The organism is Enterococcus sp. DIV0756 (assembly GCF_051710745.1).
In the GTDB taxonomy this organism is placed as follows: Bacteria; Bacillota; Bacilli; order Lactobacillales; family Enterococcaceae; genus Enterococcus_A.
In genome coordinates, this window is sequence record NZ_JBIOLF010000001.1 from 1309422 (window position 1) to 1333349 (window position 23928).

24 protein-coding genes, 1 tRNA gene and 1 other annotated feature are annotated in these 23928 nt (G+C 38.5%); of the genes, 19 read left to right on the top strand and 6 right to left on the bottom strand.

Going from position 1 to position 23928, the window contains the following annotated elements; genetic code table 11:
* Position 1: 1 nt before the first annotated feature.
* Both IGI44_RS06300 and IGI44_RS06305 read right to left on the bottom strand, forming a co-directional pair.
* Positions 2-679 (bottom strand): ABC transporter ATP-binding protein, encoded by a 678-nt coding sequence (locus tag IGI44_RS06300; RefSeq protein WP_438786937.1) that lies wholly within the window; start codon positions 677-679, stop codon positions 2-4.
* 166 nt (positions 680-845) lie between these two features.
* Complete coding sequence (locus IGI44_RS06305; protein WP_438786938.1) at positions 846-1571, bottom strand: gamma-glutamyl-gamma-aminobutyrate hydrolase family protein; 726 nt, start codon at positions 1569-1571, stop codon at positions 846-848.
* Positions 1572-1798: 227 nt separating this feature from the next.
* Positions 1799-1846 (top strand) — a sequence feature (sodium ion sensor (DUF1646 type); this cis-regulatory element may regulate processes involved in with the transportation of sodium ions).
* 47 nt (positions 1847-1893) lie between these two features.
* Between IGI44_RS06305 and IGI44_RS06310 the strand changes: the two genes are divergently transcribed.
* The 10 genes from IGI44_RS06310 to IGI44_RS06355 are packed head-to-tail and all read left to right on the top strand — an operon-like array spanning position 1894 to position 11796.
* The gene (locus IGI44_RS06310) at positions 1894-2217 is read left to right on the top strand and encodes a hypothetical protein (RefSeq protein WP_438786939.1); all 324 of its coding nucleotides are present in this window, start codon (positions 1894-1896) and stop codon (positions 2215-2217) included.
* A complete protein-coding gene (locus IGI44_RS06315) occupies positions 2204-4165 on the top strand; it encodes a V-type ATP synthase subunit I (protein ID WP_438786940.1) in 1962 nt (653 codons plus the stop codon). The genes IGI44_RS06310 and IGI44_RS06315 overlap by 14 nt, the downstream gene beginning before the upstream one ends.
* A gap of 18 nt (positions 4166-4183) precedes the next feature.
* Entirely contained in the window at positions 4184-4654 is a 471-nt protein-coding gene (locus IGI44_RS06320) for a V-type ATP synthase subunit K (protein ID WP_222226670.1), read from the top strand.
* 11 nt (positions 4655-4665) lie between these two features.
* Positions 4666-5250: a hypothetical protein gene (locus tag IGI44_RS06325; RefSeq protein ID WP_438786941.1), complete on the top strand. Its 585-nt coding sequence runs from the start codon at positions 4666-4668 to the stop codon at positions 5248-5250.
* A 57-nt stretch (positions 5251-5307) separates the two neighbouring features.
* The gene (locus IGI44_RS06330) at positions 5308-6303 is read left to right on the top strand and encodes a V-type ATPase subunit (RefSeq protein WP_438786942.1); all 996 of its coding nucleotides are present in this window, start codon (positions 5308-5310) and stop codon (positions 6301-6303) included.
* Positions 6293-6604, top strand: coding sequence for a V-type ATP synthase subunit F (locus IGI44_RS06335; protein ID WP_438786943.1), 312 nt, complete (start codon positions 6293-6295; stop codon positions 6602-6604). Before IGI44_RS06330 ends, IGI44_RS06335 begins: the two co-directional genes overlap by 11 nt.
* A gap of 13 nt (positions 6605-6617) precedes the next feature.
* On the top strand, positions 6618-8399 hold the full coding sequence (locus IGI44_RS06340) for a V-type ATP synthase subunit A (RefSeq protein WP_438786944.1): 1782 nt from the start codon (positions 6618-6620) through the stop codon (positions 8397-8399).
* Positions 8392-9768: a V-type ATP synthase subunit B gene (locus IGI44_RS06345; RefSeq protein WP_016182019.1), complete on the top strand. Its 1377-nt coding sequence runs from the start codon at positions 8392-8394 to the stop codon at positions 9766-9768. The genes IGI44_RS06340 and IGI44_RS06345 overlap by 8 nt, the downstream gene beginning before the upstream one ends.
* Before the next feature lie 4 nt (positions 9769-9772).
* Positions 9773-10405 (top strand): V-type ATP synthase subunit D, encoded by a 633-nt coding sequence (locus tag IGI44_RS06350; RefSeq protein WP_016182020.1) that lies wholly within the window; start codon positions 9773-9775, stop codon positions 10403-10405.
* 32 nt (positions 10406-10437) lie between these two features.
* On the top strand, positions 10438-11796 hold the full coding sequence (locus IGI44_RS06355; RefSeq protein ID WP_438786945.1) for a TrkH family potassium uptake protein: 1359 nt from the start codon (positions 10438-10440) through the stop codon (positions 11794-11796).
* A 74-nt stretch (positions 11797-11870) separates the two neighbouring features.
* On the opposite strand, the gene gloA is transcribed toward IGI44_RS06355, so the two are convergent.
* Entirely contained in the window at positions 11871-12239 is a 369-nt protein-coding gene (gloA, locus tag IGI44_RS06360) for a lactoylglutathione lyase (protein ID WP_438786946.1), read from the bottom strand.
* 137 nt (positions 12240-12376) lie between these two features.
* On the opposite strand from gloA, the gene IGI44_RS06365 reads away from it, so the two are divergent.
* On the top strand, positions 12377-12820 hold the full coding sequence (locus tag IGI44_RS06365; RefSeq protein ID WP_438786947.1) for an NUDIX hydrolase: 444 nt from the start codon (positions 12377-12379) through the stop codon (positions 12818-12820).
* Positions 12821-12842: 22 nt separating this feature from the next.
* On the opposite strand, the gene IGI44_RS06370 is transcribed toward IGI44_RS06365, so the two are convergent.
* Both IGI44_RS06370 and IGI44_RS06375 read right to left on the bottom strand, forming a co-directional pair.
* Entirely contained in the window at positions 12843-14192 is a 1350-nt protein-coding gene (locus IGI44_RS06370) for an HD domain-containing protein (RefSeq protein ID WP_438786948.1), read from the bottom strand.
* The gene (locus tag IGI44_RS06375) at positions 14182-14991 is read right to left on the bottom strand and encodes a lipoate--protein ligase family protein (protein ID WP_438786949.1); all 810 of its coding nucleotides are present in this window, start codon (positions 14989-14991) and stop codon (positions 14182-14184) included. Before IGI44_RS06375 ends, IGI44_RS06370 begins: the two co-directional genes overlap by 11 nt.
* Positions 14992-15226: 235 nt before the next feature.
* Here IGI44_RS06375 and IGI44_RS06380 point away from each other — a divergent pair, with 235 nt between their 5' ends.
* The 3 genes from IGI44_RS06380 to IGI44_RS06390 all read left to right on the top strand — a co-directional run bounded on the left by IGI44_RS06380 (position 15227) and on the right by IGI44_RS06390 (position 17721).
* On the top strand, positions 15227-15661 hold the full coding sequence (locus IGI44_RS06380) for a DUF1934 domain-containing protein (protein WP_438786950.1): 435 nt from the start codon (positions 15227-15229) through the stop codon (positions 15659-15661).
* Between the two features lie 73 nt (positions 15662-15734).
* Positions 15735-16340, top strand: a complete 606-nt coding sequence (gene rpoE, locus IGI44_RS06385) for a DNA-directed RNA polymerase subunit delta (RefSeq protein ID WP_438786951.1) — start codon at positions 15735-15737, stop codon at positions 16338-16340.
* 121 nt (positions 16341-16461) lie between these two features.
* On the top strand, positions 16462-17721 hold the full coding sequence (locus IGI44_RS06390) for a cytochrome P450 (protein WP_438786952.1): 1260 nt from the start codon (positions 16462-16464) through the stop codon (positions 17719-17721).
* Between the two features lie 284 nt (positions 17722-18005).
* Here IGI44_RS06390 and IGI44_RS06395 read toward each other — a convergent pair.
* Positions 18006-18077: transfer RNA gene (locus IGI44_RS06395), tRNA-Arg, on the bottom strand.
* Positions 18078-18129: 52 nt separating this feature from the next.
* Between IGI44_RS06395 and rpoN the strand changes: the two genes are divergently transcribed.
* From rpoN to tpiA, 5 genes are all read left to right on the top strand, one after another.
* Entirely contained in the window at positions 18130-19434 is a 1305-nt protein-coding gene (gene rpoN / locus IGI44_RS06400) for an RNA polymerase factor sigma-54 (protein ID WP_438786953.1), read from the top strand.
* A 175-nt stretch (positions 19435-19609) separates the two neighbouring features.
* Positions 19610-20653, top strand: a complete 1044-nt coding sequence (locus IGI44_RS06405; protein WP_438786954.1) for a sugar-binding transcriptional regulator — start codon at positions 19610-19612, stop codon at positions 20651-20653.
* Positions 20654-20688: 35 nt separating this feature from the next.
* Complete coding sequence (gap, locus tag IGI44_RS06410; protein ID WP_010744520.1) at positions 20689-21690, top strand: type I glyceraldehyde-3-phosphate dehydrogenase; 1002 nt, start codon at positions 20689-20691, stop codon at positions 21688-21690.
* 150 nt (positions 21691-21840) lie between these two features.
* A complete protein-coding gene (locus tag IGI44_RS06415; protein ID WP_438786955.1) occupies positions 21841-23031 on the top strand; it encodes a phosphoglycerate kinase in 1191 nt (396 codons plus the stop codon).
* A 37-nt stretch (positions 23032-23068) separates the two neighbouring features.
* Positions 23069-23824: a triose-phosphate isomerase gene (tpiA, locus tag IGI44_RS06420; RefSeq protein ID WP_010744522.1), complete on the top strand. Its 756-nt coding sequence runs from the start codon at positions 23069-23071 to the stop codon at positions 23822-23824.
* Positions 23825-23928: the final 104 nt, after the last annotated feature.

Sequence of the window (23928 nt, forward strand, 5' to 3'; positions counted from 1 at the left end):
GTTAGGCATCCTCCAATAACTGACCATCTTTAATATGAATCTGGCGATCGCATCGATCAGCTAATTCAGGATCATGAGTTACGATAATCAAGGTGATGCCTTTTTTTTGATTTAAATCAAAAAGTAACTTCTCAATTTTTTCACCAGTAGCCGTATCTAAATTTCCGGTCGGTTCATCGGCAAAAATGATTTCTGGTTGATTTACGATGGCACGCGCGATACAAACACGCTGTTTTTGACCGCCTGATAAATCATTTGCTTTATTATTCGCTTTATCATTCAATTCGACAGCCTCTAAGGCCTCTATTGCCATTTGTTTTCTTTTCCGACTTGGTATTCCAGCAATTTTTAACGGTAGTAGGACATTAGATAGAACCGTATCTTTAGGATTTATAAAAAATTGTTGGAAGACAAAACCAAATGTTTCGTTTCGCATTCTATTTAGCGAACGATGTTTTATTTGACGTGTATCTTGATTGAGTAAAGAAATTTTTCCTGAACTTGGTCGATCCAATAATGCTAATATATGCATCAAAGTTGACTTACCTGAGCCACTTTTTCCGATAATTGCGACGGATTCTCCTTTTTTTATTGTAAAATTAACCCCTTTTAATGCTTCAAAAGCTGCCTGGCCAGAGCCATAAACTTTCTTCACATCCGTTACTTCAATTGCATTCATTTTTTTCCTCCTCTTAGCTAAAAGTTATGGATTGATTCTCCCATAAGTTAGAAATAATAAAATGGTACTAAAGTAGTATTTTGTTAATTATTACGAAAAAAATGAACTTATCTGCACAATTATTGGAGTTTTTCTACAGTGAATAAAAAAAGAGCAAATCATTGATTTACTCGAAGTCTTGAACAAAATAATTAAATAACTCTTGCTCTTGAGGATTATTTTGTTGTGTTAATTCAGGATGCCATTGAACACCGATGATTTTTATGTTTCGATCGCGACTTTCCACAGCCTCAATGATACCATCAGTTGACCAAGCAATTGGAACAAGACTTTCAGCCAATTCTTTAATTGCTTGATGGTGATATGAATTGACCTGTGCCTGTTCGCTAAATATAGGTGCTAAAACTGAATCTCCTTTAACAGTAATAGAATGCAATCCGAAATCAGGTACAGTAGGAAACATATCGTGCTTTACTTTCCAGTTAGAATACTGGGTTAAGTCTTGATATAGTGTCCCTCCAAGTGTGACATTCAAAAGTTGTGTGCCGCGACAAACCGTAAAAATTGGTTTATTCTGTTTGATTGCTTCTTTGATTAGAGCCATTTCAAATGTATCACGATCAATGCTCGTAGGGCCAAGTTTCGGATGTGGTTCTTCTCCATATAGGAAAGGAGTGACATCCTGTCCGCCTGCTAATAACAATTTATCTATTGCTGCAATGTAATTACTGGCAAGTTCGGGATCACTGATAGGTAGTAAAATAGGGATGCCTCCCGCTTGGTGTACTCCGTTAATAAAACCTTGAGGGCTATAAGTAAACTGTTGATCAAAAAAATCTTGATTATTTTGATAATGTTGATTTGCTGCGATTCCTATAATATTTTTATTCATTAATAATCACTCCTTCTATCTTTTGATACCATAGTCAAAACTTAAAAAGCAAGTAATTCGATCTTTAAATTTTCTTTGCTTTTTAATCTATTATATAAATTGCTTACAACGTTAAAATATAGCCGTTTTCGTCTTAATTACTTTAGGAAAATTTTGTCTTTTTTTTGAAAAATAGTTACGAGAACGGCTTTTTTTGATATACTGTAACCATTGAATAAATACAAAAAGGTTGGGCGTAAGCTTCAAGGATCGTGTTCTTCAAGGGGTGAGAAGAACAACCTTGATAGTTTTGCGCTCTTTTTGTATGTAAAGGAGGGTTTGTGTGTTAGAAGCTTTAGAAAAAATAAAGTATGCTGAAGATCAAAATGAAAGAAAAAAGCAACAATTACTGGCAGAATTAGCAGCTTATGAAGCTAGTAAAAAACAATTATTACAGGAGAAACGAGAGGCATTACGAACAGATTTTTCGAATGCGTTATCCGAAAGAGAACAGGTTTTAGCTCAAGATTTAGAAGCTGAAGAGCAAGTTTTATCTAGCAAGGCTGAAGAGTCTATTAAATTAATGGAGGAAAATTATTCCTCTAAGAAAGAACAGACAATTCAAGAAATTATTGAAAGGGTGATCTCAGAATATGGCAGTCAGTAAAATGAGTAAATTGACATTGATTGCTCAAGAAGAATATAGCGAGCGAATTCTATCTGCGATTCAGGGATTTCAAGGAGTTGAAATTCGAGACCTCTTTCAGCAAACGGTCAGTAATGAGTGGGTTGAGGAATATTTTAATGAAGTAGAACCTTTGCCTAGTCAAGATACGCTTGCAAAGATTGATTATCAATTAGAAGAAATCACAAATGCCATTAGATTTGTCGAACATCATGGCAGTAGTCGCGAAAAAGGACTTCATCTTAAACGCCAAGTGGCGACACTTAAGACTCTAGAAGACAATTTCGACGAAGCTTCTTTGCTTTCAGAATTAGAAAGTATTCAAGCGTTAGAGAAACGTTTTTCGGATACTAACTCAAAGCAGCGTGATTTAAGTGAACAGGAAAGTCTTTTACAAAAATGGCAAGCGTTAGACTTTTTACCAAAAGAATATACGCTACGCTCATCAAAGTGTTTTTTAGGAACTGCTGACGCAAGTATCTGGGAATCATTCAAACAGGAGCTGCAAGATAAGCAAATTCATTACGAAGTTATTTATAGTGATGATCATATTGTTAATTTTGTTCTATTATTTTTACGCGCAGAACAAAGTGAGGTACAAGAACTTATTCGTCAATTTAGCATAGTTGCCTTCACTTACAATCGAGCACAACTTCCAAAAATTGAATTAACAACTATTCAACGTGAAATAATGGAATTAGTTGAAGAGCAGAAGAAATTAGCTCGATTAATTGGCCAGAAAAAAATCGTTATTGAACATCTGGAAACATCAGAGGAGGTATTGCTGGCGCAGAAAAATCGTTGGTTGATTCACGATCGTTTCATCAGAGATGATAAAGTATTTCTACTTCAAGGTTGGATTGAAACAGACAGCTTTAAGGAATTTGAGGATTTTGTAGGCGAATTGATTGGTGCTGAGAACCTGTATATTGAAATTGAAGAACCAACTAGTACAGAGATTGATGAGGAAATTCCGACCAAATTAAAAAATCATCGGTTAGTTAAACCATTCGAGATGCTGACCGAAATGTACAGTTTACCAAAATATCATGAAGTTGATCCGACACCATGGTTTATGCCGTTTTATTTTGTCTTCTTTGGAATGATGGTAGCTGATGCAGGATATGGTGCTTTGATGTTAGTAGCAACAACGATTGCTTTGCGAACAATTTTACCACGCGGAATGGAGCGATTTATGCGCTTTTTCCAAATTTTGGCTGTTCCGACTATTATGTGGGGATTGATTTACAATTCATTTTTTGGTTTTTCGTTAGGCTATACACCAATTCTTTCTACTAGTGACGATGTTATTAGTATTTTGATTCTGTCGATTATTTTTGGTGTGATACAGATTTTTATCGGATTAGGCTTAGCTGCCAAAGAAAATATCAAAGCTAAGAATTATCTAGGTGCGGTTTCAGATGGATTTGCTTGGCAAGGCATTATGGTTGGTGCAATCATTGGTGGCTTAGGGAAAATGTTGATGAGCAATCAAGCACTCTTCCTTATTGGTGTAGGACTAGCTGTATTAAGTGCATTACTGATAATTGTTACGCCGATGCTTCAATCAAGATCCAAAATCAAGGGACTTGCTAAAGGAGCCTACAATTTATACGGAATTACTAGTTATATTGGCGATTTGGTTAGTTATACACGGTTGATGGCTTTAGGGATTTCTGGTGGGAGTATCGCGGCAGCATTTAATATGTTGGTAGGCTACATGCCGCCAATTGCAAGATTCAGCGTTGGAATTTTATTAATGCTGGCTTTGCATGGACTAAATATCTTTTTATCTTTGTTGTCGGCCTATGTTCATGGTGCTCGACTACAGTATGTAGAATTTTTTGGGAAATTTTACGAGGGTGGCGGACGTGCGTTCCGTCCATTAAAAACGGAAGAAAAATATGTAAATATCGAACAAGAAAAATAATTGGAGGAATTTTAAACAATGATGGAGTATTTGATTAACAACAGTGGTGGTATTATTTTCGCAATTTTAGGAATGGCAACAGCAACGATTTTCTCAGGTATAGGCTCATCTAAAGGGGTAGGTATGACTGGTGAAGCAGCAGCAGCTTTGACGACTAGCCAACCGGAAAAATTTGGTCAAGCCTTGATCTTGCAGTTACTTCCAGGTACACAAGGCTTGTATGGTTTCGTTATCGCCTTCTTGATTTTCACGAATCTATCTGGTGATTTAACAGTTGTTCAAGGATTAGGTTATTTAGGGGCTTCGTTACCAATTGCATTTACTGGATTATTTTCAGGGATTGCCCAAGGAAAGGTTGCAGCTGCAGGTATTCAAATCTTAGCGAAAAAACCAGAACACTCAACAAAAGGAATTATTTATGCTGCCATGGTTGAAACGTATGCAATTTTAGGATTCGTTATCTCATTCTTGTTAGTTGGACAAGTGTAAGGAGTTTTTTGATGGAAGCAATCGAAAAGATAGTCGAGCAGCTGAACCAGCAAGCTGACTTGGAGCAGCGACAGCTGAAAGAAAAAGAGACCGAGCGGATTGATCAGGACTTTCAAGCGGAATTAACAGAAATGAAAGCAGATCATCAAAAACGTCTAGAGAAAAATTTGCAAAATCTTGAAAGTAATTATAAGCAGGCTAAGAACCGGCGGCAGGTTGCACAAAAACAAATGATCTTAAATCAAAAGCAAGCGATTTTAGAGCGAGTGTTTGCTGAGGCTGTTGTACAAATGGAAAATTGGTCTATGAAGGAACAACAAGAATTCGCTCATAATGCTTTAAAGAAAATGCAGTTACAAGGCGACTTGGTTTTCATTCCAGGAGAAAAATCTCAAACTGTTTTTACAAAAGAATGGCTTGCGGAGCAAAATTCTATACTCTCCTATCGTCTAATCATGGGAGAAAATCCTATCATGGCTCAAGCGGGCTTTATTTTAGATAAAGACGGTGTACAGTATAATTTTCTTTATCAGAGTTTAGTTAGAGAAATACAACAACGAGAGAGTTTTCAATTCGCTCAAACACTTTTTAACTAGAGTGGTGTAAATTTAGATTTTAGTAAAATTAAAAGACTACGAATTAGGAGGCATTGAATGAAACAATCTACGTATCATGAATTGAATCCGCTGGTTCGTTTGAAGGAATTGGAACTGTTATCATCTGATTTTATGGGGCGAATGTTAAAAGCCGAAGATATGGAAGAAGTTGAGACGCTTTTTAGAGGGACGATTTATGGCGAATATTTAACTGATAATTTTTCTGAAAGTTTTGAAGAGGCTTTAGGAAAAGCGCAAGAAGAATTGCTCTCAGAGTTAATAAAAATCGTGCCTGATACGAAAGTGGTATGGATATATACAATGCGCTTTACCTTTCATAATCTAAAAGCGTTAATTAAAGCTGAATTATTAAATCAAAACTTTGATGATCTCTATATATATGATGGCTTTTATTCTTTAGATCAAATCAAAACAGCAATTCGGACTGGTCAAGCCAGTGGATTGCCGGATTTTTTACTCGAAAGTTTACAAGAAGTCCGGGAGCATTTTGAAGAATCAAATAGTTTACAAGGGATTGATATTATTCTCGATCGAAAATATTTGTACTGTCAAAGAAAGATTGCTGATGCGATCGATGAACCTGAATTGTCAAAAGAAGTTATCAGTTTTATTGACTTTACAAATATGCTTATGGTAGCTAGAGGGATCAAACAAAAAAGAAGTCGCAACTTCATGTCTACAGCGTTATCGAGCCATGGTAGTATTCCAAAAGATGAATTACTTGATAGTGTTGAGGGGGATTTAGAACAGTTTACACTCTTTTTAAGATCAACCTCGTATGGTGAAATTATCGAACCAATCATTCAAGAAAATACGATTAATCTAAGTCAGCTAGAACGACTTTGCGATGATTACTTGACGGGCTTTTATGAAACAGCTCAAACACAGGCGTTTGGCCCATTGCCGGTGTTGGCATTGTTAAACGCAAAAGCTATCGAGGCCAAAAATCTTCGTTTGATTATCACAGGCAAAGAGGTCGGATTATCAGAAGAACAAATAAGAGAGAGGATGCGTGAGACATATGGCACATAAGATCGGTGCAATTGGCGACAAAGACTCAGTCTTACCATTCAAACTTTTTGACTTTGATACTCGAACAACAAAAGACAAGCAACTTATTCGACAGCAAATTGATGAAATGGCTAAAAAAGACTATGGCATTATTTACATCACTGAGGAATTTGCTCAGCTTGTTCCTGATACCATTAAACGTTATGAAGAAAAAATGATTCCAGCGATCGTTTTAATTCCTAATCATGAAGGAACATTAGGCATCGGCAAGTCCATGATACAAGGACAAGTTGAACGAGCAGTAGGACAGAATATTTTATAAAGGAGCTAATGACTTGCAAGAAGGTAGAATAATTAAAGTTTCTGGTCCACTAGTGTTGGCAGAAAATATGGAGCAAGCGGCTATTCAAGATATTTGTTACGTAGGTGACCTTGGAGTTATCGGCGAAATTATTGAGATGCGCGGCGATGTGGCATCCATTCAAGTATATGAAGAAACTGCAGGCATTGGACCAGGAGAACCAGTTAAAACAACAGGAGAAGCACTTTCGGTCGAATTAGGACCTGGGATCGTTTCTCAAATGTTCGATGGTATTCAACGCCCATTAGATACATTCAAGGAACAGACTGACAGCAATTTCCTTAGTCGCGGTGTTCAAATTCCAGCATTGGATCATACGAAGAAATGGTGGTTTGACGCAACTGTTGAAGAAGGAATCACTGTGTCAGCTGGGGATATCGTCGGAACAGTAAACGAAACGAAAATCATTACACATAAAATTATGGTGCCAAATGGTGTTAAAGGGACATTGAAAAAGATCACATCAGGAGAGTTCACAATTGATGAAACAGTTTATGTAATTGAAACTCAAAATGGCTTGGAAGAGTTTTCGATGTTGCAAAAATGGCCAGTTCGTCGTGGACGCCCTGTATCTGAAAAGCTAAATCCAGAGGCACCAATGATTACAGGTCAACGGGTAATAGACACCTTTTTCCCAGTAGTAAAAGGTGGGGCAGCCGCAGTGCCAGGACCATTCGGGGCTGGTAAAACGGTCGTTCAGCACCAGATTGCTAAATGGGCAGACGTGGACATTGTGGTTTATGTTGGTTGCGGTGAACGCGGAAATGAGATGACAGATGTATTGAATGAGTTCCCTGAATTAGTCGATCCGACTACAGGGGAATCTTTGATGGAACGGACAATACTAATTGCGAATACCTCGAACATGCCAGTGGCAGCGCGAGAGGCTTCTATTTACACCGGAATTACCATTGCAGAATACTTCCGAGATATGGGATATAATATTGCAATTATGGCAGATTCTACTTCACGTTGGGCGGAATCCTTGCGTGAAATGAGTGGACGTTTGGAAGAGATGCCTGGGGATGAAGGTTATCCTGCCTATCTAGGTAGCCGTTTAGCAGAATACTATGAGCGTGCTGGACGTGTGATTGCATTGGGAAGTGATGGACGTGAAGGTTCAATTACAGCGATCAGTGCGGTATCACCATCAGGTGGTGATACTTCTGAACCAGTAACTCAAAATACATTGCGCGTAGTAAAAGTATTTTGGGGATTAAGTGCAACATTAGCACAGCAACGCCATTTCCCATCAATTGATTGGATGGAAAGCTATTCGCTGTATTCTTCCGAAGTTGGGAAGTATTTAGACAATGATTTACAAGCAAATTGGTCTCAAATGGTAGCAGAAGGGATGCGGATGCTGCAAAAGGAATCTGAACTGAATGAAATCGTTCGTTTGGTCGGAATTGATTCGTTGTCGGAAAAAGATCGTCTGACACTAGAGGTTGCGAAGTCTTTAAGAGAAGACTATCTGCAGCAAAATGCCTTTGACGATGTGGATACTTTTACATCAAGAGAAAAACAATTCAAAATGATTCGAAACATCTTGACTCTCAATAAAGAAGGTCAACGTGCATTAGAATTAGGGACCTATTTGAAAGAAATCATGGATGGAACGGTCACTTTGCGCGATCGCATTGCTCGAAGCAAATATATCTCAGAGTCAGAGTTAGAAAAATTAGATCAAATCAACTTGGATATTGTATCGGAAATTCAAGCGATTGTTGCTGAAGGAGGAATGACCAATGATTAAAGAGTATAAAACCATCAATGAAGTGGTCGGACCTTTGATGGCAATTGATAAAGTTGAAGGCATAAAGTATGAAGAGCTACTGGAAATCCGTTTAAAAAATGGCGAATTGCGTCGCGGACAAGTTTTAGAAATCCATGAAGACAAAGCTTTAGTTCAGATTTTTGAAGGGACAAGCGGTATCAACCTAAAAGAATCTACGGCTCGTTTTTTAGGACATCCGTTGGAGTTAGGTGTCTCTGAGGATATGGTTGGTCGTGTCTTTGATGGCCTGGGTCGTCCAAAAGATGGCGGACCAGAAATACTAGCGGAAAAGAATGTTGATATCAATGGGGAAGTAATTAATCCTGTTTCGCGAGATTATCCTGATGAGTTTATTCAAACGGGGATTTCAGCGATTGACCACTTGAATACGTTGGTTCGTGGACAAAAATTACCCGTGTTCTCTGGCTTTGGTTTGCCACATAAAGAGTTGGCGGCACAAATTGCCCGTCAAGCAACTGTGTTGAATAAGGAAGATGACTTCGCTGTAGTGTTTGCCGGGATTGGTATCACTTTTGAAGAAGCAGAATTCTTTATGGAAGATTTCCGTCAGACAGGTGCGATAGATCGTTCAGTTGTGTTCATGAATTTGGCTAACGATCCAGCGATTGAGCGGATTGCAACTCCCCGCATGGCTTTGACAGCGGCTGAATATTTGGCCTATGAAAAAGGAATGCACGTGTTGGTTATCATGACAGACATGACCAATTACTGCGAGGCGCTTCGAGAAATTTCAGCGGCTCGTCGCGAGGTTCCTGGCCGTCGTGGTTATCCTGGGTATCTTTATACGAACTTGGCGACACTATATGAACGTGCTGGTCGAATTCGTGGCTTGAAAGGATCGGTAACTCAAATTCCGATTTTAACGATGCCGGAAGATGATAAGACACATCCAATTCCCGATTTAACGGGATATATTACAGAGGGACAAATTATTTTGTCTCGAGAATTAGATAAAAATGGTATCCAGCCGCCAATTGATGTATTGCCATCCTTATCACGTTTGAAAGATAAGGGAACCGGTGAAGGAAAGACGCGGAAGGATCATGCGCCAACGATGAACCAATTATTTGCAGCTTATGCTCAAGGAAAACAAGCTAAGGAACTAGCCGTCGTGTTGGGAGATTCTGCTTTGTCAGATGTCGATAAAATCTATGCAAAATTTGCTGAGCGTTTCGAAGAAGAATATGTGAATCAAGGATTTTACGAGAATCGTTCGATTGATGAAACATTGGATCTTGGCTGGGAACTATTAGCAATGCTGCCAAGAACAGAGTTGAAACGAATCAAAGACGATATGTTGGACGAATATTTAACAAAAGGAGAATGATCCTATGGTGAAATTAAATGTTAATCCAACAAGGATGGAGCTTACACGCTTGAAAAAGCAACTGACGACTGCAAGTCGCGGTCATAAGCTTTTGAAGGACAAGCAAGATGAGCTAATGAGACGTTTCATTTTACTGGTCAAAAAGAATAACGTCATGCGTGCTGAAGTCGAAGAGGAGTTGCAGCAAGCGATGAAGAATTTCTCTGTAGCCGATGCGTTATTGAATGACAAGTACATTGAAGAATTGTTAGCCGTGCCTAAAGAACGTGTAACGCTTGATGTGATTGAAAAAGATGTGATGAGCGTAAAAGTTCCGATCATGAACTTCCAACATGAAAAAGATCTTGCTGATGGTCCGCTTGAATATGGCTTTTTGAATTCTAACGATGAGCTGGATCAAAGTATTAAAAAATTCACGAAAGTTCTGCCTAAATTATTAGAACTGACTGAAATCGAAAAAACTTGTCAACTAATGGCAAAGGAGATCGAAAAAACACGTCGTCGTGTTAATGCTTTAGAGTATATGACGATCCCTCAGCTAGAAGAAACGATTTATTTTATCAAAATGAAATTGGAAGAAAATGAACGTGCAGAAGTGACTCGCATGATCAAAGTTAAAAATATGGGTGCTACTTGAGAAAGTAGCACTTTTTTTGAAGGCAGGAAACTATGAGGAAAGAAAAGCAATGGCCATTTAAAATTTATCCTATTCAATTTATCGCTCTAGGTTTTGCAGGAATCATTCTCTTGGGAAGTTTGTTACTGACTTTACCTGTATTTACAAAATCTGGACAGGGAACACCGTTCATAGACGCATTGTTTACAGCGACATCTGCAACTTGTGTAACGGGCTTGACAACCCTCACTACAAGTGAACATTGGAATATGGGTGGACAGTTGATCATTCTAGGATTAATTGAAGTAGGTGGTCTTGGTTTCATGATGATGCCATTCATTTTTATGGCGATCATGAAAAGAAAAGCTGGCTTGATGACTCGGATCATTTTACGGGAATCACTAAACCTAGATAGTTTATCTGGAGTTATGAGGCTTATGCTGTACATTTTTCGTTTTGCAATGGTATTTCAGTTGCTGGGTGTCGTTTTATTAGCTATTGATTTTATTCCAACATATGGATTAGGCAAAGGTCTTTGGTATTCATTTTTTCATGCTATCTCGGCCTTTTGTAACGCTGGCTTTGATTTATTTGGTGATAGTTTAGTAGGATTTCAAGGTAATGCGTATGTGTTACTTGTAATTTCTGGCTTAATCGTCGGTGGCGGCTTGGGCTTTATCGTTTGGCAGGATTTAATGAATTTTCGTAAGACAAGGAAGCTCAGTTTGCATAGTAAGCTAGCTTTAACTGTTTCCTTAAGTTTGTTGATTGTTGGAACTATTGTGTTTTGTATATCTGAATCTGGTGGACGTTATATAGTGGGGAATTCATCTCCAATTAATCGTTTTGCAAATATGTTTTTCATGTCGGTGACTGCTCGAACCGCAGGTTATTTTTCAGTTGATTACGGCAATGTCAGTCAAGCGGGTATACTATTTACGATAGTCTTGATGTTTATTGGTGGAACCCCTGGATCAACGGCTGGCGGATTGAAAACAACGACATTCGGTGTTTTATTGGTTCAAACGATTTCTATGCTGAGGGGGCGGATGCATGCGGAGGCTTTTAGACGAACGATTCGTCCCTCTGTCGTTTCTCGTGCGCTTACCTTATTTTTTATTACACTAAGCCTATGTATCGCAGTAACGATGCTGATGTCAGTAACGGAAGTTTTGCCACGTTTTAGAGGGATTGAATATCTTTTATTTGAGACTTTTTCAGCCTTTGGTACTGTCGGATTAACGATGGGATTAACACCAAGTTTAAGTCTTATGGGAAAAATTCTAATCATTGGTTTGATGTATATTGGCAGAGTGGGGATTTTGACAGTTGGCTTCTCACTAACCATGCGTCTAACGAAGAAAGATCAAGGAAATTACAAACTGCCAGAAGAAAGTGTCATGATTGGATAAAGTATCTCATCAGGATGTTAGTAAAAATATAAAAAAGAGCTGGATTCATTTAGTTGAATCTAGCTCTTTTGCTTTTAACGAATAACTTCAATTTTGTAGCCATCTGGATCAGTAATGAAGTAGTATGAAGGATCGGTTCCAGGGAGACCTTTCAAGTCGGTCACGTTGAAGCCCTTATTTTTTTGTTCCTCATGAAGTTTTTCTAGATCATTCGAACTAATGGCAATGTGACCATAACCGTCTCCTAGATCATAGGCAGCGTGATCATAGTTGTAGGTTAATTCCAATTCGTAATCATCACCTGGTAAAGTTAAATAAACGAGCGTAAATTTTGAATCTGGAAAATCACGACGACGAGATTCTTCAAAACCAAATGCTTCTTGATAAAATTTGACGGATGCTTCTAAATCTTTTACTCGAACACAAGTATGTGCCATTTTCATAAGTAAATACCCTCCTAATAATTATTAAATTCATAATAACATAAAACGTCAATTTACTGACATTTATGCTCAGTGGTTGTTTATGAGTTTTTTTTAATGTACACTAGCTAGTAAATACGTTACTTAGGAGGACACCAATGATCCCAGTGTTTGGCGAAAAGGAAGCCGAAAAAAAATATCAAGCCCGTTATGCAGCTTATGCAATTTTAATGAATGATGAAGAAAAAATTGCGCTCGTCCAAGCTCCTAATGGTGCATACTTTTTACCCGGAGGAGAAATCGAAGGTAATGAAACGAAAGAAGAGACAATCGAGCGTGAAATGCTTGAAGAATTGGGCTTTGAAGTCGTTTTATCAGAATATTTAGGGCAAGCAGATGAATATTTTTACTCGCGTCATCGCGGAACCTTCTTTTATAATCCAGGCTACTTTTATTCTACAAAAAGCTGGGAAAAAGTTTCTGAACCATTAGAAGAAGGAAACAACAGCAGTTGGGAGAAACCAGCAAAAGCGATTGAGTTATTGAAACGCGGCAGTCACAAATGGGCAGTAGAAGAGTGGCTAAAACAAAAACCTTTCTGAGAAATCAGAAAGGTTTTTTGTTTTAGTTAACTAATGCACCATTATGAATATGTTTAGCAAAGGCGCGGTAATAATCATCGAAGAGATCCGAGTTTTTGCTATCTAGTTGAGTCATTTCTTTTGGATAATAGAAACGAACATCGCCTTGACCTTGCCCTGTTAAAGCAGAAACAAGCTGGCTGGCTTTGGATAATTCAATCATTGATCCATCTTTTTGCATCAATTCGATTTGTGTACGGTGGCTGCCTTTTTCTGGATGGTAAAGATCATAAGGTAAGTCATAACTGGAATTGATTGCGGTATAATAGCGCGGATTAAATCCAGCTTTTTCAACCAAGTCTTTCATTTCAATCAGCAATGGATTTTCACTGGAATTAACCGTGATTGATTTTAAAGGTTTTCTATTTAAAAAGCGATACGCGAGATCACTTAAAATCAAATCCTGTTCATCTATCCATTGAGCAAAATAAGTATTCAAAACCCCATCGTCTAATTTCAAGTAATCTTCTAAAGAAAACTCTTCTTTCAAAAATGGAATCAAGAATTGCGAATGAAGTGAAAAAATTTCCGCATCTTCTTGGTACAGTTCATGGGCACGGTCCAGCAGATGCTCCAATAAAACTTCCATTCCACGAGAAACAGAATGGAAATAGACTTGAACATACATTTGATAGCGACTGACGATATAGTCTTCCACGGCATGCATCCCATTCATTGAAAAGGCAATTCCGCCTTCGTAGGGGCGAATAACTCGTAAAATCCGTGTTAAATCAAACGTTCCGTATTCTGTTCCAGTATAATAGGCATCACGTAATAAATAATCCATCCGATCGGCATCAATTTGACTAGAAATCATTTGCACGACTTGCGGATTATCGTAGGTTTTAGTAATCACGCTGGCAACTTTTTCAGGAAAGCCTTCTTCGACATTGTTCAAAATCTGGAAGACCTCAGTTTCTGGTGATGTAATAATTGCTACAGTCAATGCTTCATGATCGGTGTGGAAAATATGTTCAAATGTGTGGGAATAGGGTCCATGACCAACATCGTGCAATAACGCTGCACATAAAGCAACTAAGCGATGGGAATCATCCCATCCATCTTTACCGTACTTTTCTTGAGAATAGTTTCGATGAAAAATGTCGCAGATTCGGCGAGTGATATCGTAAACTCCCAACGAATGTGAAAAACGGCTGTGCTCTGCACCATGAAAAGTATAGGAGGTAGTTCCAAGCTGTTTAATCCTTCGTAAACGTTGAACTTCCTTTGAGTTAATTAAATCTAAAATTACTTGATGCTGAACATGAATATAGTTATGGACTGGATCGCGAAAAACTTTTTCCAGCGGCAACATTTGATATTTATAAGTCATTAAGTACCTCCTGAATAAGCGTATTACGTTGCTGCATATTTTGAATGCGGCGTTGATACTCTTCTAATTGATAAAAGTTTGACAGAGAATTTGTTTGATCATAATGAGGTATCACTTGCAATAATTCTTTTTTGACAAAATTTACGGATACTTCAAAGGATGCAGTGCCATCTAGCGTCGTCATACTATCAGGATTTACGGGTGGATATCCCACTCCAAATTGTTCTTTTAATCCATTTTGGTAATAAGAGTGGACGATCTTTCCTCGAAGCTTCTGATCGCCATTCACACTAAGATACATCATAATTGCAACGCCTTCTTTGACCCGTCGCTGGGCGATCCCAGCAATTTTTTTTCCATTGATAGAAAGGTCATATTTACCTGGACAATAAGAATCGGCAACTTCGCCGATTTCTATTCCCAATTTACCAAAGCAAGTTTGCTCTAGCCAGTCTACCATTGACTGATAGCCGTCATCGATCGACAAAGCAGTAATTGTATCCTTAGGAAGAATTAATGAGACATTCAAAATGCCAGTGTCACTAATGACTCCCAAACCACCAGCATTGCGTAGAAGTAAATGGTAGCCTTCTTTATGAACTGCTTTAAGTGCTTCGTTAAAATATGGTACACGGCTGTCCTTCATTCCTAGGATCAATGTTTTCGGTAACTGCCAAAAATGAATGATTGGTTGCTCTTGCTCCCCACTGAATTCTGTTAAGACATCGGTCAAAGCAAAAGGATTGAATAAGTCCGTATATGGTAGCATTCCTTGATCAAAAAGCAACGCTTCTTTCATCTAATCTTCCTTTCGTTCCTTATAATCACCTCTATTATAAACAAAAATACAGAAAGTAAGTAATTATGTCGCTCAAAAAGCAGAAGTAGTTGACAAAAAAAGTAAAACCGACAAAAATAAGTAGTGGAAGAATATCCACTTTATTTGTGCTTCTACGGTTATTTTGCCACAGCAGTATGATAAAGTGATAGATGGTTTGAAAAATGTAAAAGACTAAAAAAGGAGTGGGAGCTCTGTGAATATCAACGAAGGTATTCCTGCAAAAATTAAAGTTCAAACAAAAGTCACTCAGAATAATGAGACAGAGGACTTTGTGTTCGATCTTCCCGGTCAAGTTGTTAAAATGGGAGACACACTGTACATTCGTTACAAAGAGATTCAACCAGATGGACAAGAAGTTCCAGTTACGGTCAAAGTAATGCCAGATTCGCAGGTACAACTAATTCGTTCTGGTGAAACTCGAATGCGCATGCGTTTTGCTTATCGCGAAAAAATGGAGACCAGTTATAAGACACCGTTTGGTATGTTTATGATCACGACTTATGCCCAAAAAATGCATGTGAGTTTAAAAGACCGACCGTTCTCAGGAATCATTACGATTGATTATTCTCTTTTGATGAAAGAAGAAAAAGTCGGTGATTATCAGATGGTCTTAGAATTTACGACCTGAGCATAAGAAAGGTTTGCTTTTTACCTTTGGTTTTTGTATGATAAGGAGTAGACTTTGAAAGGACGTGTCATACTTGGAACTTAGTGTTTTTGATGGTTTGAACAAAGATGAATTATCAATGATTGAAGTGGCACACGCAATTCTGGAAGAACGCGCAGATGTAATGGATTTTTCGGATCTAGTAAATCAAATCCAAAACTATCTTGGCAAGTCAGACAGTGAGATTCGTGATGCATTAGCACAATTTTATACCGATTTGAATATTGATGGGAGTTTTATTTCTCTAGGAGATAATCGTTGGGGATTACGTTCATGGTACGCGATTGATTCAATTGATGAAGAAGTGAATCATGGCCTAGAAGATGAAGAAGAAGACGCTCCTCGTCGTAAGAAACGTAAAAAAGTCAATGCCTTTATCAATGATGATGAAGATGCGATTGACTACAATGATGATGATCCAGAAGATACGGATCTATTGGTAGACGATGAAGAAGATGAAATCGACGACGATGATGACGATGATGATGACGAAATCGCAGCATACAACTCTGATTTACAAGAAATTGGAGCGGATGCAAGCGAGGATGACGAAGAAGTCGTTCCAGGCGGAATCGAAGATGATCTAAGCGTGATCGATGATGACGACGATGAATTTGATGATGAAGAAGATGAAGAATAGATCATAGCGATCTATTCTTTTTTTATTCAATTTTTTAGCGTTCACAAGCGCTTCCTTTGATTCTTTTCTATGAAACGCGATAGTATAAAATTAGAAAAAGAAGAACAGGAAGTGGATGGCTATGGAAAAAGTACCGGAAATTAAAATCAAACTAACAGATGTGACCGATCGTTTAGACGAAGGCTATTTATTGCTTTCAGAATTACGCAAGGAGGCAAACGCTCCAGTTGTCAAAGCGCGTCTTCTAAACAAAGAAGTGATTGCGATTTATGGAAAAGAAGCAGCTAAGAAGTTCTATGATCCGCAAAATTTCAAGCGAGAAGGTGCAATGCCGAAAATTGTTTTGAAGACATTGTTTGGAGAAAACGGCGTTCAAACATTAGATGGTCAAGCACATGAGCATAGAAAAACCATTTTTATGGATTTGATGACCCCAAAACGGATGGAGGAATACCACCGAATTCTTGATAAAAATTTGACACAAAAATTAGATCAACAGCAAGGGGAGTTTGAATTATTCGACTTGGCTAAAGATGTTCTGTTCCGTTCGATTTGTGAGTGGGCAGGTATTGATTTATCTCAATTTTCTAAGAAGGAAGTAGATCAATTAGCTGAATATCAGATCTCGATGATTAGCTCTGCTGTAACAAACCCTGCGACTCACATTAAAGGAATCGACAACCGTAAAAAATCTGAAAAATGGGCACAATCATTAATCGAAAATGCACGAATCAATCCGGTGGCAGGAAAAGATGATGTAGCTCTTTATGCTTTCGCAAAAGCGACAGATGGTCATGGTGAATTATTACCAATCGACATCGCTGCTGTGGAATTATTAAATGTGATTCGTCCAACTGTGGCCTTGACTGTTTGGATTGCTTTGATGGGGCATGCTCTATTTAGTCGACCAGATATTTACCAACGTCTACATGCTGAGTTTGATCAATTACAGGATTCATTCATACAAGAAATGCGTCGATATTATCCCTTCTTTCCAATGTTGCCAGCTTTTGCAAAGAAAGATGTGGAAGTTGATGGGTACTTAATTCCAAAAGATAGTTGGGTTGTTCTCGATCTGTATGGAACAAACCATGATAATCGAACGATTGAAACGCCTGAGGTCTTTCGAATTTCCCGTTACCTAGGAAAAGAAAAGCATATTTCTTACGATGAAGAATACGAGATGATTGCTCAAGGCGGAGGGAAATTTGAAGCAATGCATCGTTGTGCTGGAGAATGGATTACTTTGCATACGTTAAGGGTCTTTTCTGATCAGCTTGTTAATAAATATCAGTTCTCGATACCAGAGCAGGACTGGAGCATTCCGATGAATCAATTTCCAACTTATCCGAAAAGTAAAGCATTATTGATCAAGAAATAAACAAATGAAACCTCTCTAGAAAGGCTGATCAGTCTTTCTAGAGAGGTTATTTTCATCTTTATAAAAGATTATTTTTCAGCAATTGAAGATTTCGTGCTTGTTTTAACCGTTTGAACAATCGTTGATAATTATTGCTATTACAGGATTTGTGCATTAAAAGGGAGCTGAAATAGATAAAATTGATAAGTATCTCTTAAAAAAGTATAATGGAACTTATGGAGATAGACTAAATGTATCGGTAAAAGAAAAGACACTCCTCAAAAATGAGAAGTGTCGTAAAAGTACGCGCCCTGAGGGAATCGAACCCCCGTCTCAAGAACCGGAATCTTACGTGATATCCACTACACTAAGGGCGCAAGCACGATTATTAGTTTAGCATATTATTTTAAAAAAACAAGGGGAAAGTATATGAAGTTTCAACAAGGTTATTCGCAAAAGCAGCAGCAAACCCAAAAATTAGCGATGACACAGGAGCTGCAGCAGGCGATTCAAATATTACAATTTAATACTGAGGAGTTGCAAGACTATGTTGAAACAGTTTCTTTAGAGAATCCATTGTTTGATGTAGTTGCTCCGAAAATACAAAGTGATTTAATGCAAATGCACAGCGGCGCAGTCAAGGAAGAATCCTTCATTCAAATTGCCGATCACCCTGTTTCGTTATTTGAACATCTAATCAATCAGATACATTTGAATTATCGAGATACCTTTATTCGTGAAATTATGCTGGTCTTGGTAGAGTATATTGATGTTAATGGATATTTGAGGGTTGATGAAGAAGAAATTAAAGAGGAGTTACACGCGACAGATATTCAATATCTAGATGCTTTAACACTCTTACAGCAATTAGATCCGCCAGGTGTCGGTGCCCGAAATTTACAGGAATGCTTGATGCTTCAGACTGAGCAAGATGATTATGCGCCAGAACTAGCTTATCTATTATTAGAAGAATCCTTTGATGCGATTGCAAAGAGGAAATTCGAACAGATTGCTAAAGAATATCAAATCAGCCTACCACAAGTTCAGCAAATTTTAGATTATATTCGGACATTGAATCCATTCCCAGGAGCAAGTTTTGGCGGGCAGGATTCGAACTTCATCATTCCGGATCTTACCTTAGTAAGAAGGGATGGACAATTAGTTGTACTATCAAATAAGCGGGGACAACTAAGACTGAATTTTCAGGAAAATTATTTTAATCGTTTGAAACAGCAAGCGGACGAAGAAACCAAAATTTATCTGAAAGAAAAATTGCAGCAATTTGAATGGTTGAATAAAACGCTTGGACAGCGTAAAGATACGATTTTAGAGGTTGGAAAGATCATCGTCAAGCATCAAGCAGCGTTCTTTGAAGAAAAGCAGGGAGCATTAAAGCCATTGATGCTTAAAGATGTAGCGAAGCAACTAGATGTCCATGAATCGACGATTAGTCGTGCTGTGAATGGGAAATATATCGAGACGGATTTTGGTGTTTTTGAATTACGGAGCTTTTTTGTCAATAAGGTCAATGATGACGAAGATACCTCGGCTGACGAAGTGAAGCAGTTAATTGCTTCACTAGTTGAACAAGAAGATAAACATAAGCCATTATCTGATCAGAAAATCGTCGAATTGCTTGCGGAAAAAGATCAAAAAATCTCTCGACGAACAGTTGCGAAGTATCGAGATGCATTAAATATTCCTAGCTCTTCGAAAAGAAAACGTTTTGATTAAGCCAAGTAAAAAAACTTGGCTTTTTCCTTGCGCAGAAGCCACAAAACTGTTACACTTTGTCATGTAAGAAATTAGCGAATTACAATGATTGATTTGACTTTCTTGCATTTTTTTTAGAATTCATGGGTCGCTAAAAGTCTATGAGGGACTACTTAAGTCCAACGGAGGAATTCCTTTGTTAAGTGAATTAAGAGTACTTGAAGCAATCGCCCCTGATGTGCTAGAGGTTGTAAAGAAAAGATATCGCATTATGCAGAATATTTTTTGGATGCAGCCGATCGGTCGAAGAAACTTAGCTGATTCATTAGGTCTTACCGAGCGAGTATTGCGTGGCGAGACGGATTATCTTAGAGATCAGCGTTTGATTGATGCAACGAAGAGCGGCATGTTATTAACTGAGAAGGGCGAGGGACTGTTACAACATTTGGAACTTCTGATGGAACAGTTTACTGGAATGGATCAGTTAGAAAAACAACTTGCTTCACTTTTTAAGATCGAACGATGCTTGATCGTTTCTGGTAACAGTGATGAGCAGGGTAAGGTAATCGGTGAATTTGGTGAGTTAGTTGATGAAGCACTGCAGCGTCAATTACCAGAAGGCCGAAATATTATTGCAGTGATGGGCGGCACAACGATGGCAGAGGTTGCCAGACATGTTAGTCCATTAGAAACAGCAAAACGACATAATCTTTTTGTTCCAGCTAGAGGTGGTATCGGCGAAGCCGTATCAATTCAAGCAAACTCAGTTAGTGCTTTAATGGCAGCAAATGCTCATGGTGAGCATCGTGCATTATATGTCCCAGAGCAATTGAGTGAAGAGGCGTATCATACTCTGTTGAAAGAACCTTCGATTAGAAGTGTCTTGGCGATGATCAAAGAAGCCAATTGTGTGGTTCACAGTATTGGTCGTGCATTGCACATGGCAGCTAGACGAAAAATGTCAGAGGATGAGATTGTTCGCCTGAAACAAAAAAATGCCGTTGCAGAATCTTTTGGGTACTTTTTTGACGAGAATGGAGAGATCGTTCATAAGGTACCGCGTATCGGATTATCCTTAGAGGATATTCAAAAGATGCCGACGATTCTTGCAGTCGCTGGTGGTAAAAGCAAAGTTAAAGCCATTACAGCGTATATGAAAAATGCTCCACAACAAACGTGGCTCATCACCGATGAAGCTGCGGCAAACGAGATTTTAAAAGGGACACCCCCTTTAAAATAAATATATTTTTTGATTCCATAAGGAGGAAATCTTAAATGACAGTAAAAGTTGGAATTAACGGATTTGGACGTATCGGACGCTTAGCATTCCGCCGTATCCAAGATGTAGAAGGATTGGAAGTTGTAGCTATCAACGACTTAACAGACGCTAAAATGTTGGCTCACTTGTTAAAATATGATACAACTCAAGGTCGCTTTAACGGAACTGTTGAAGTTCACGAAGGTTCATTCAACGTGAACGGCAAAGAAGTTAAAGTTCTTGCTAACCGCAACCCTGAAGAATTACCTTGGGGAGAACTAGGAGTAGATATCGTATTAGAATGTACTGGATTCTTCACTTCAAAATCTGCTGCTGAAAAACATTTAACAGCTGGTGCTAAACGTGTTGTTATCTCAGCTCCTGGTGGTAACGATGTTCCAACAATCGTTTATAACACTAACCATGAAACTTTAACTGGTGACGAAACAGTTATCTCTGGTGCTTCATGTACTACTAACTGTTTAGCTCCTATGGCTAAAACTTTAAATGACGAATTTGGCGTTGTTGAAGGCTTAATGACAACTATCCATGCTTACACAGGTGACCAAATGACTCTTGATGGACCTCACCCTAAAGGCGACTTCCGTCGTGCACGTGCTGCAGCAGCAAACATCGTGCCTAACTCAACTGGTGCTGCTAAAGCTATCGGTTTAGTTATTCCTGACTTGAACGGTAAATTAGACGGAGCTGCTCAACGTGTTCCTGTTGCAACTGGTTCATTAACTGAATTAGTTACTGTTCTTAACAAAAAAGTGACTGTTGATGAAGTAAATGCAGCGATGAAAGCAGCATCTAACGAATCATTTGGTTACAACACTGACGAAATCGTTTCTTCAGATATCGTAGGTATGACTTACGGTTCATTATTTGACGAAACTCAAACTAAAGTTATGACAGTTGGAGACCAACAATTAGTTAAAACTGTTGCTTGGTATGACAACGAAATGTCATACACTGCTCAATTAGTTCGTACTTTAGAATACTTCGCTAAACTTTAAGATTTAGTTTAAACGAAAATGACATTGTCTGAACAAGGCGGGGAAGCAACGCGCTTCTCCGTTTTTTTCGTAAGTTTATCATTGGCTCTTTTATCAAAAAGAGTTGTATAATAATAAAGATTTAAAAAAATTATTTGGAGGTTTTCTTTCATGGCAAAAATGACAGTTAAAGATCTTGACTTGAAAGACAAGAAAGTTTTAGTTCGTGTGGACTTCAACGTTCCTGTTAAAGATGGCGTGATTACTGATGACACTCGTATCAAAGCGGCGTTACCAACAATCAACTACATTTTAGAACAAGGCGGCAAAGCTATTTTGTTCTCTCACCTAGGTCGTGTGAAAACAGAAGAAGATAAAGCAGGCAAATCATTAAAACCTGTTGCTGAACGTTTAAGCGAATTATTAGGTAAAAACGTAACGTTCGTACCTGAAACTCGCGGTTCTGAACTAGAAGCTGCAATCGCAGACATGAAAGACGGCGACGTGGTTGTCTTTGAAAACACTCGTTATGAAGATATTGACGGTAAAAAAGAAAGCGGAAATGACGCTGAACTTGGTAAATACTGGGCTTCATTAGGCGACGTATTCGTCAATGACGCATTCGGTACTGCTCACCGCGCACACGCTTCTAACGTGGGTATTGCTTCTACTGGAATTCCAACTGTTGCTGGATTCTTGATGGAAAAAGAAATCAAATTTATCGGCGAAGCTGTTGAAGAACCTAAACGCCCTATGATCGCGATCTTAGGCGGCGCGAAAGTTTCTGACAAAATCGGCGTAATCAAAAACTTGATTCCTAAAGCTGACAAAATCTTGATCGGTGGCGGAATGACTTATACATTCTACAAAGCTAAAGGCATGGAAATCGGCAACTCATTAGTAGAAGCTGACAAAGTAGAATTAGCAAAAGAATTGATTGAAGCAGCTGGCGACAAGTTAGTTTTACCAGTTGACTCAATCACAGCGGCGGAATTCTCAAACGATGTTCCTACAGAAGAACATACTGGTGATGTTCCTGCTGGACAAATGGGTCTTGACATTGGACCAGAATCAATTGCTTTGTTCGCCCAAACATTAGAAGGCGCGAAAACAGTTGTATGGAACGGACCTATGGGTGTGTTCGAAATGAGCAACTTCGCTCGCGGAACAATCGGTGTTTGTGAAGCAATCGCGAACTTAAAAGACGCAACTACAATCATCGGTGGTGGGGACTCTGCAGCAGCAGCTGAACAACTTGGCTTTGCTGACAAATTCACTCACATCTCAACTGGTGGCGGTGCAAGTCTTGAATTACTAGAAGGTAAAGAATTACCTGGTCTTGCAGCAATCAACGACAAATAAAAATCGATACCTTACATTAAAAAAGGAGTTTTTATAAATGCGTAAACCAATTATTGCTGGTAACTGGAAAATGAATTTAACTGCATCTGAAGCAAAAGATTTTGCCGAAGCAGTTAAAAACAACATTCCTGCTAATGATAAAGTAGATTCAGTGATTGGATCACCTGCTTTATTCTTACAAGAATTAGTTGAAGCAGCAAAAGGCACTGATTTAAAAATCTCTGCTCAAAACTGCTACTGGGAAAATGCCGGAGCATTCACTGGTGAAACATCACCTGCTGCTTTAGCTGATCTTGGTGTGGATTATGTCATCATCGGCCATTCAGAACGTCGTGAATACTTCCACGAAACAGACGAAGAAATCAACAAAAAAGCCAAAGCGATCTTCGCTAACGGCATGTTGCCAATTCTTTGCTGTGGTGAGTCTCTAGAAACATACGAAGCTGGCAAAACAGCTGAATGGATCGAAGGACAAATCAAAGCTGGTTTAGCTGATCTTTCTGCTGAACAAGTTTCAAGCATGGTTATTGCATACGAACCAATCTGGGCAATCGGTACTGGTAAATCTGCGGATGCACAAATCGCTGATGAAATCTGCGGCGTTGTTCGTTCGACAGTTGAAGGTATCTACGGCAAAGAAGTTTCTGAAGCTGTACGTATCCAATACGGCGGTTCTGTTAAACCAGAAAATATCGCTGAATACATGGCAAAAGAAAACGTTGACGGCGCTTTAGTCGGCGGAGCTAGCTTAAAAGCTGACTCATTCTTAGCTTTATTAGAAGGCGCAAAATAATTTTTTATAGAAAATTGCGGCTTTTGTTTGCAACTGTCCGCGATTTTCACTAATATTGGTTATAAGGGTTTTAAACCCTTTAATAAAAACAAATTTTAAAGGAG

Bases quoted from the DNA above. Each gene is read 5' to 3' on its own strand.
- IGI44_RS06300 (WP_438786937.1), bottom strand. From the start codon at position 679: ATGAATGCAATTGAAGTAACGGATGTGAAGAAAGTTTATGGCTCTGGC.
- IGI44_RS06305 (WP_438786938.1), bottom strand. From the start codon at position 1,571: ATGAATAAAAATATTATAGGAATCGCAGCAAATCAACATTATCAAAAT.
- IGI44_RS06315 (WP_438786940.1), top strand. From the start codon at position 2,204: ATGGCAGTCAGTAAAATGAGTAAATTGACATTGATTGCTCAAGAAGAA.
- IGI44_RS06320 (WP_222226670.1), top strand. From the start codon at position 4,184: ATGATGGAGTATTTGATTAACAACAGTGGTGGTATTATTTTCGCAATT.
- IGI44_RS06325 (WP_438786941.1), top strand. From the start codon at position 4,666: ATGGAAGCAATCGAAAAGATAGTCGAGCAGCTGAACCAGCAAGCTGAC.
- IGI44_RS06330 (WP_438786942.1), top strand. From the start codon at position 5,308: ATGAAACAATCTACGTATCATGAATTGAATCCGCTGGTTCGTTTGAAG.
- IGI44_RS06335 (WP_438786943.1), top strand. From the start codon at position 6,293: ATGGCACATAAGATCGGTGCAATTGGCGACAAAGACTCAGTCTTACCA.
- IGI44_RS06345 (WP_016182019.1), top strand. From the start codon at position 8,392: ATGATTAAAGAGTATAAAACCATCAATGAAGTGGTCGGACCTTTGATG.
- IGI44_RS06350 (WP_016182020.1), top strand. From the start codon at position 9,773: ATGGTGAAATTAAATGTTAATCCAACAAGGATGGAGCTTACACGCTTG.
- IGI44_RS06355 (WP_438786945.1), top strand. From the start codon at position 10,438: ATGAGGAAAGAAAAGCAATGGCCATTTAAAATTTATCCTATTCAATTT.
- gloA (WP_438786946.1), bottom strand. From the start codon at position 12,239: ATGAAAATGGCACATACTTGTGTTCGAGTAAAAGATTTAGAAGCATCC.
- IGI44_RS06365 (WP_438786947.1), top strand. From the start codon at position 12,377: ATGATCCCAGTGTTTGGCGAAAAGGAAGCCGAAAAAAAATATCAAGCC.
- IGI44_RS06370 (WP_438786948.1), bottom strand. From the start codon at position 14,192: ATGACTTATAAATATCAAATGTTGCCGCTGGAAAAAGTTTTTCGCGAT.
- IGI44_RS06375 (WP_438786949.1), bottom strand. From the start codon at position 14,991: ATGAAAGAAGCGTTGCTTTTTGATCAAGGAATGCTACCATATACGGAC.
- IGI44_RS06390 (WP_438786952.1), top strand. From the start codon at position 16,462: ATGGAAAAAGTACCGGAAATTAAAATCAAACTAACAGATGTGACCGAT.
- rpoN (WP_438786953.1), top strand. From the start codon at position 18,130: ATGAAGTTTCAACAAGGTTATTCGCAAAAGCAGCAGCAAACCCAAAAA.
- gap (WP_010744520.1), top strand. From the start codon at position 20,689: ATGACAGTAAAAGTTGGAATTAACGGATTTGGACGTATCGGACGCTTA.
- IGI44_RS06415 (WP_438786955.1), top strand. From the start codon at position 21,841: ATGGCAAAAATGACAGTTAAAGATCTTGACTTGAAAGACAAGAAAGTT.
- tpiA (WP_010744522.1), top strand. From the start codon at position 23,069: ATGCGTAAACCAATTATTGCTGGTAACTGGAAAATGAATTTAACTGCA.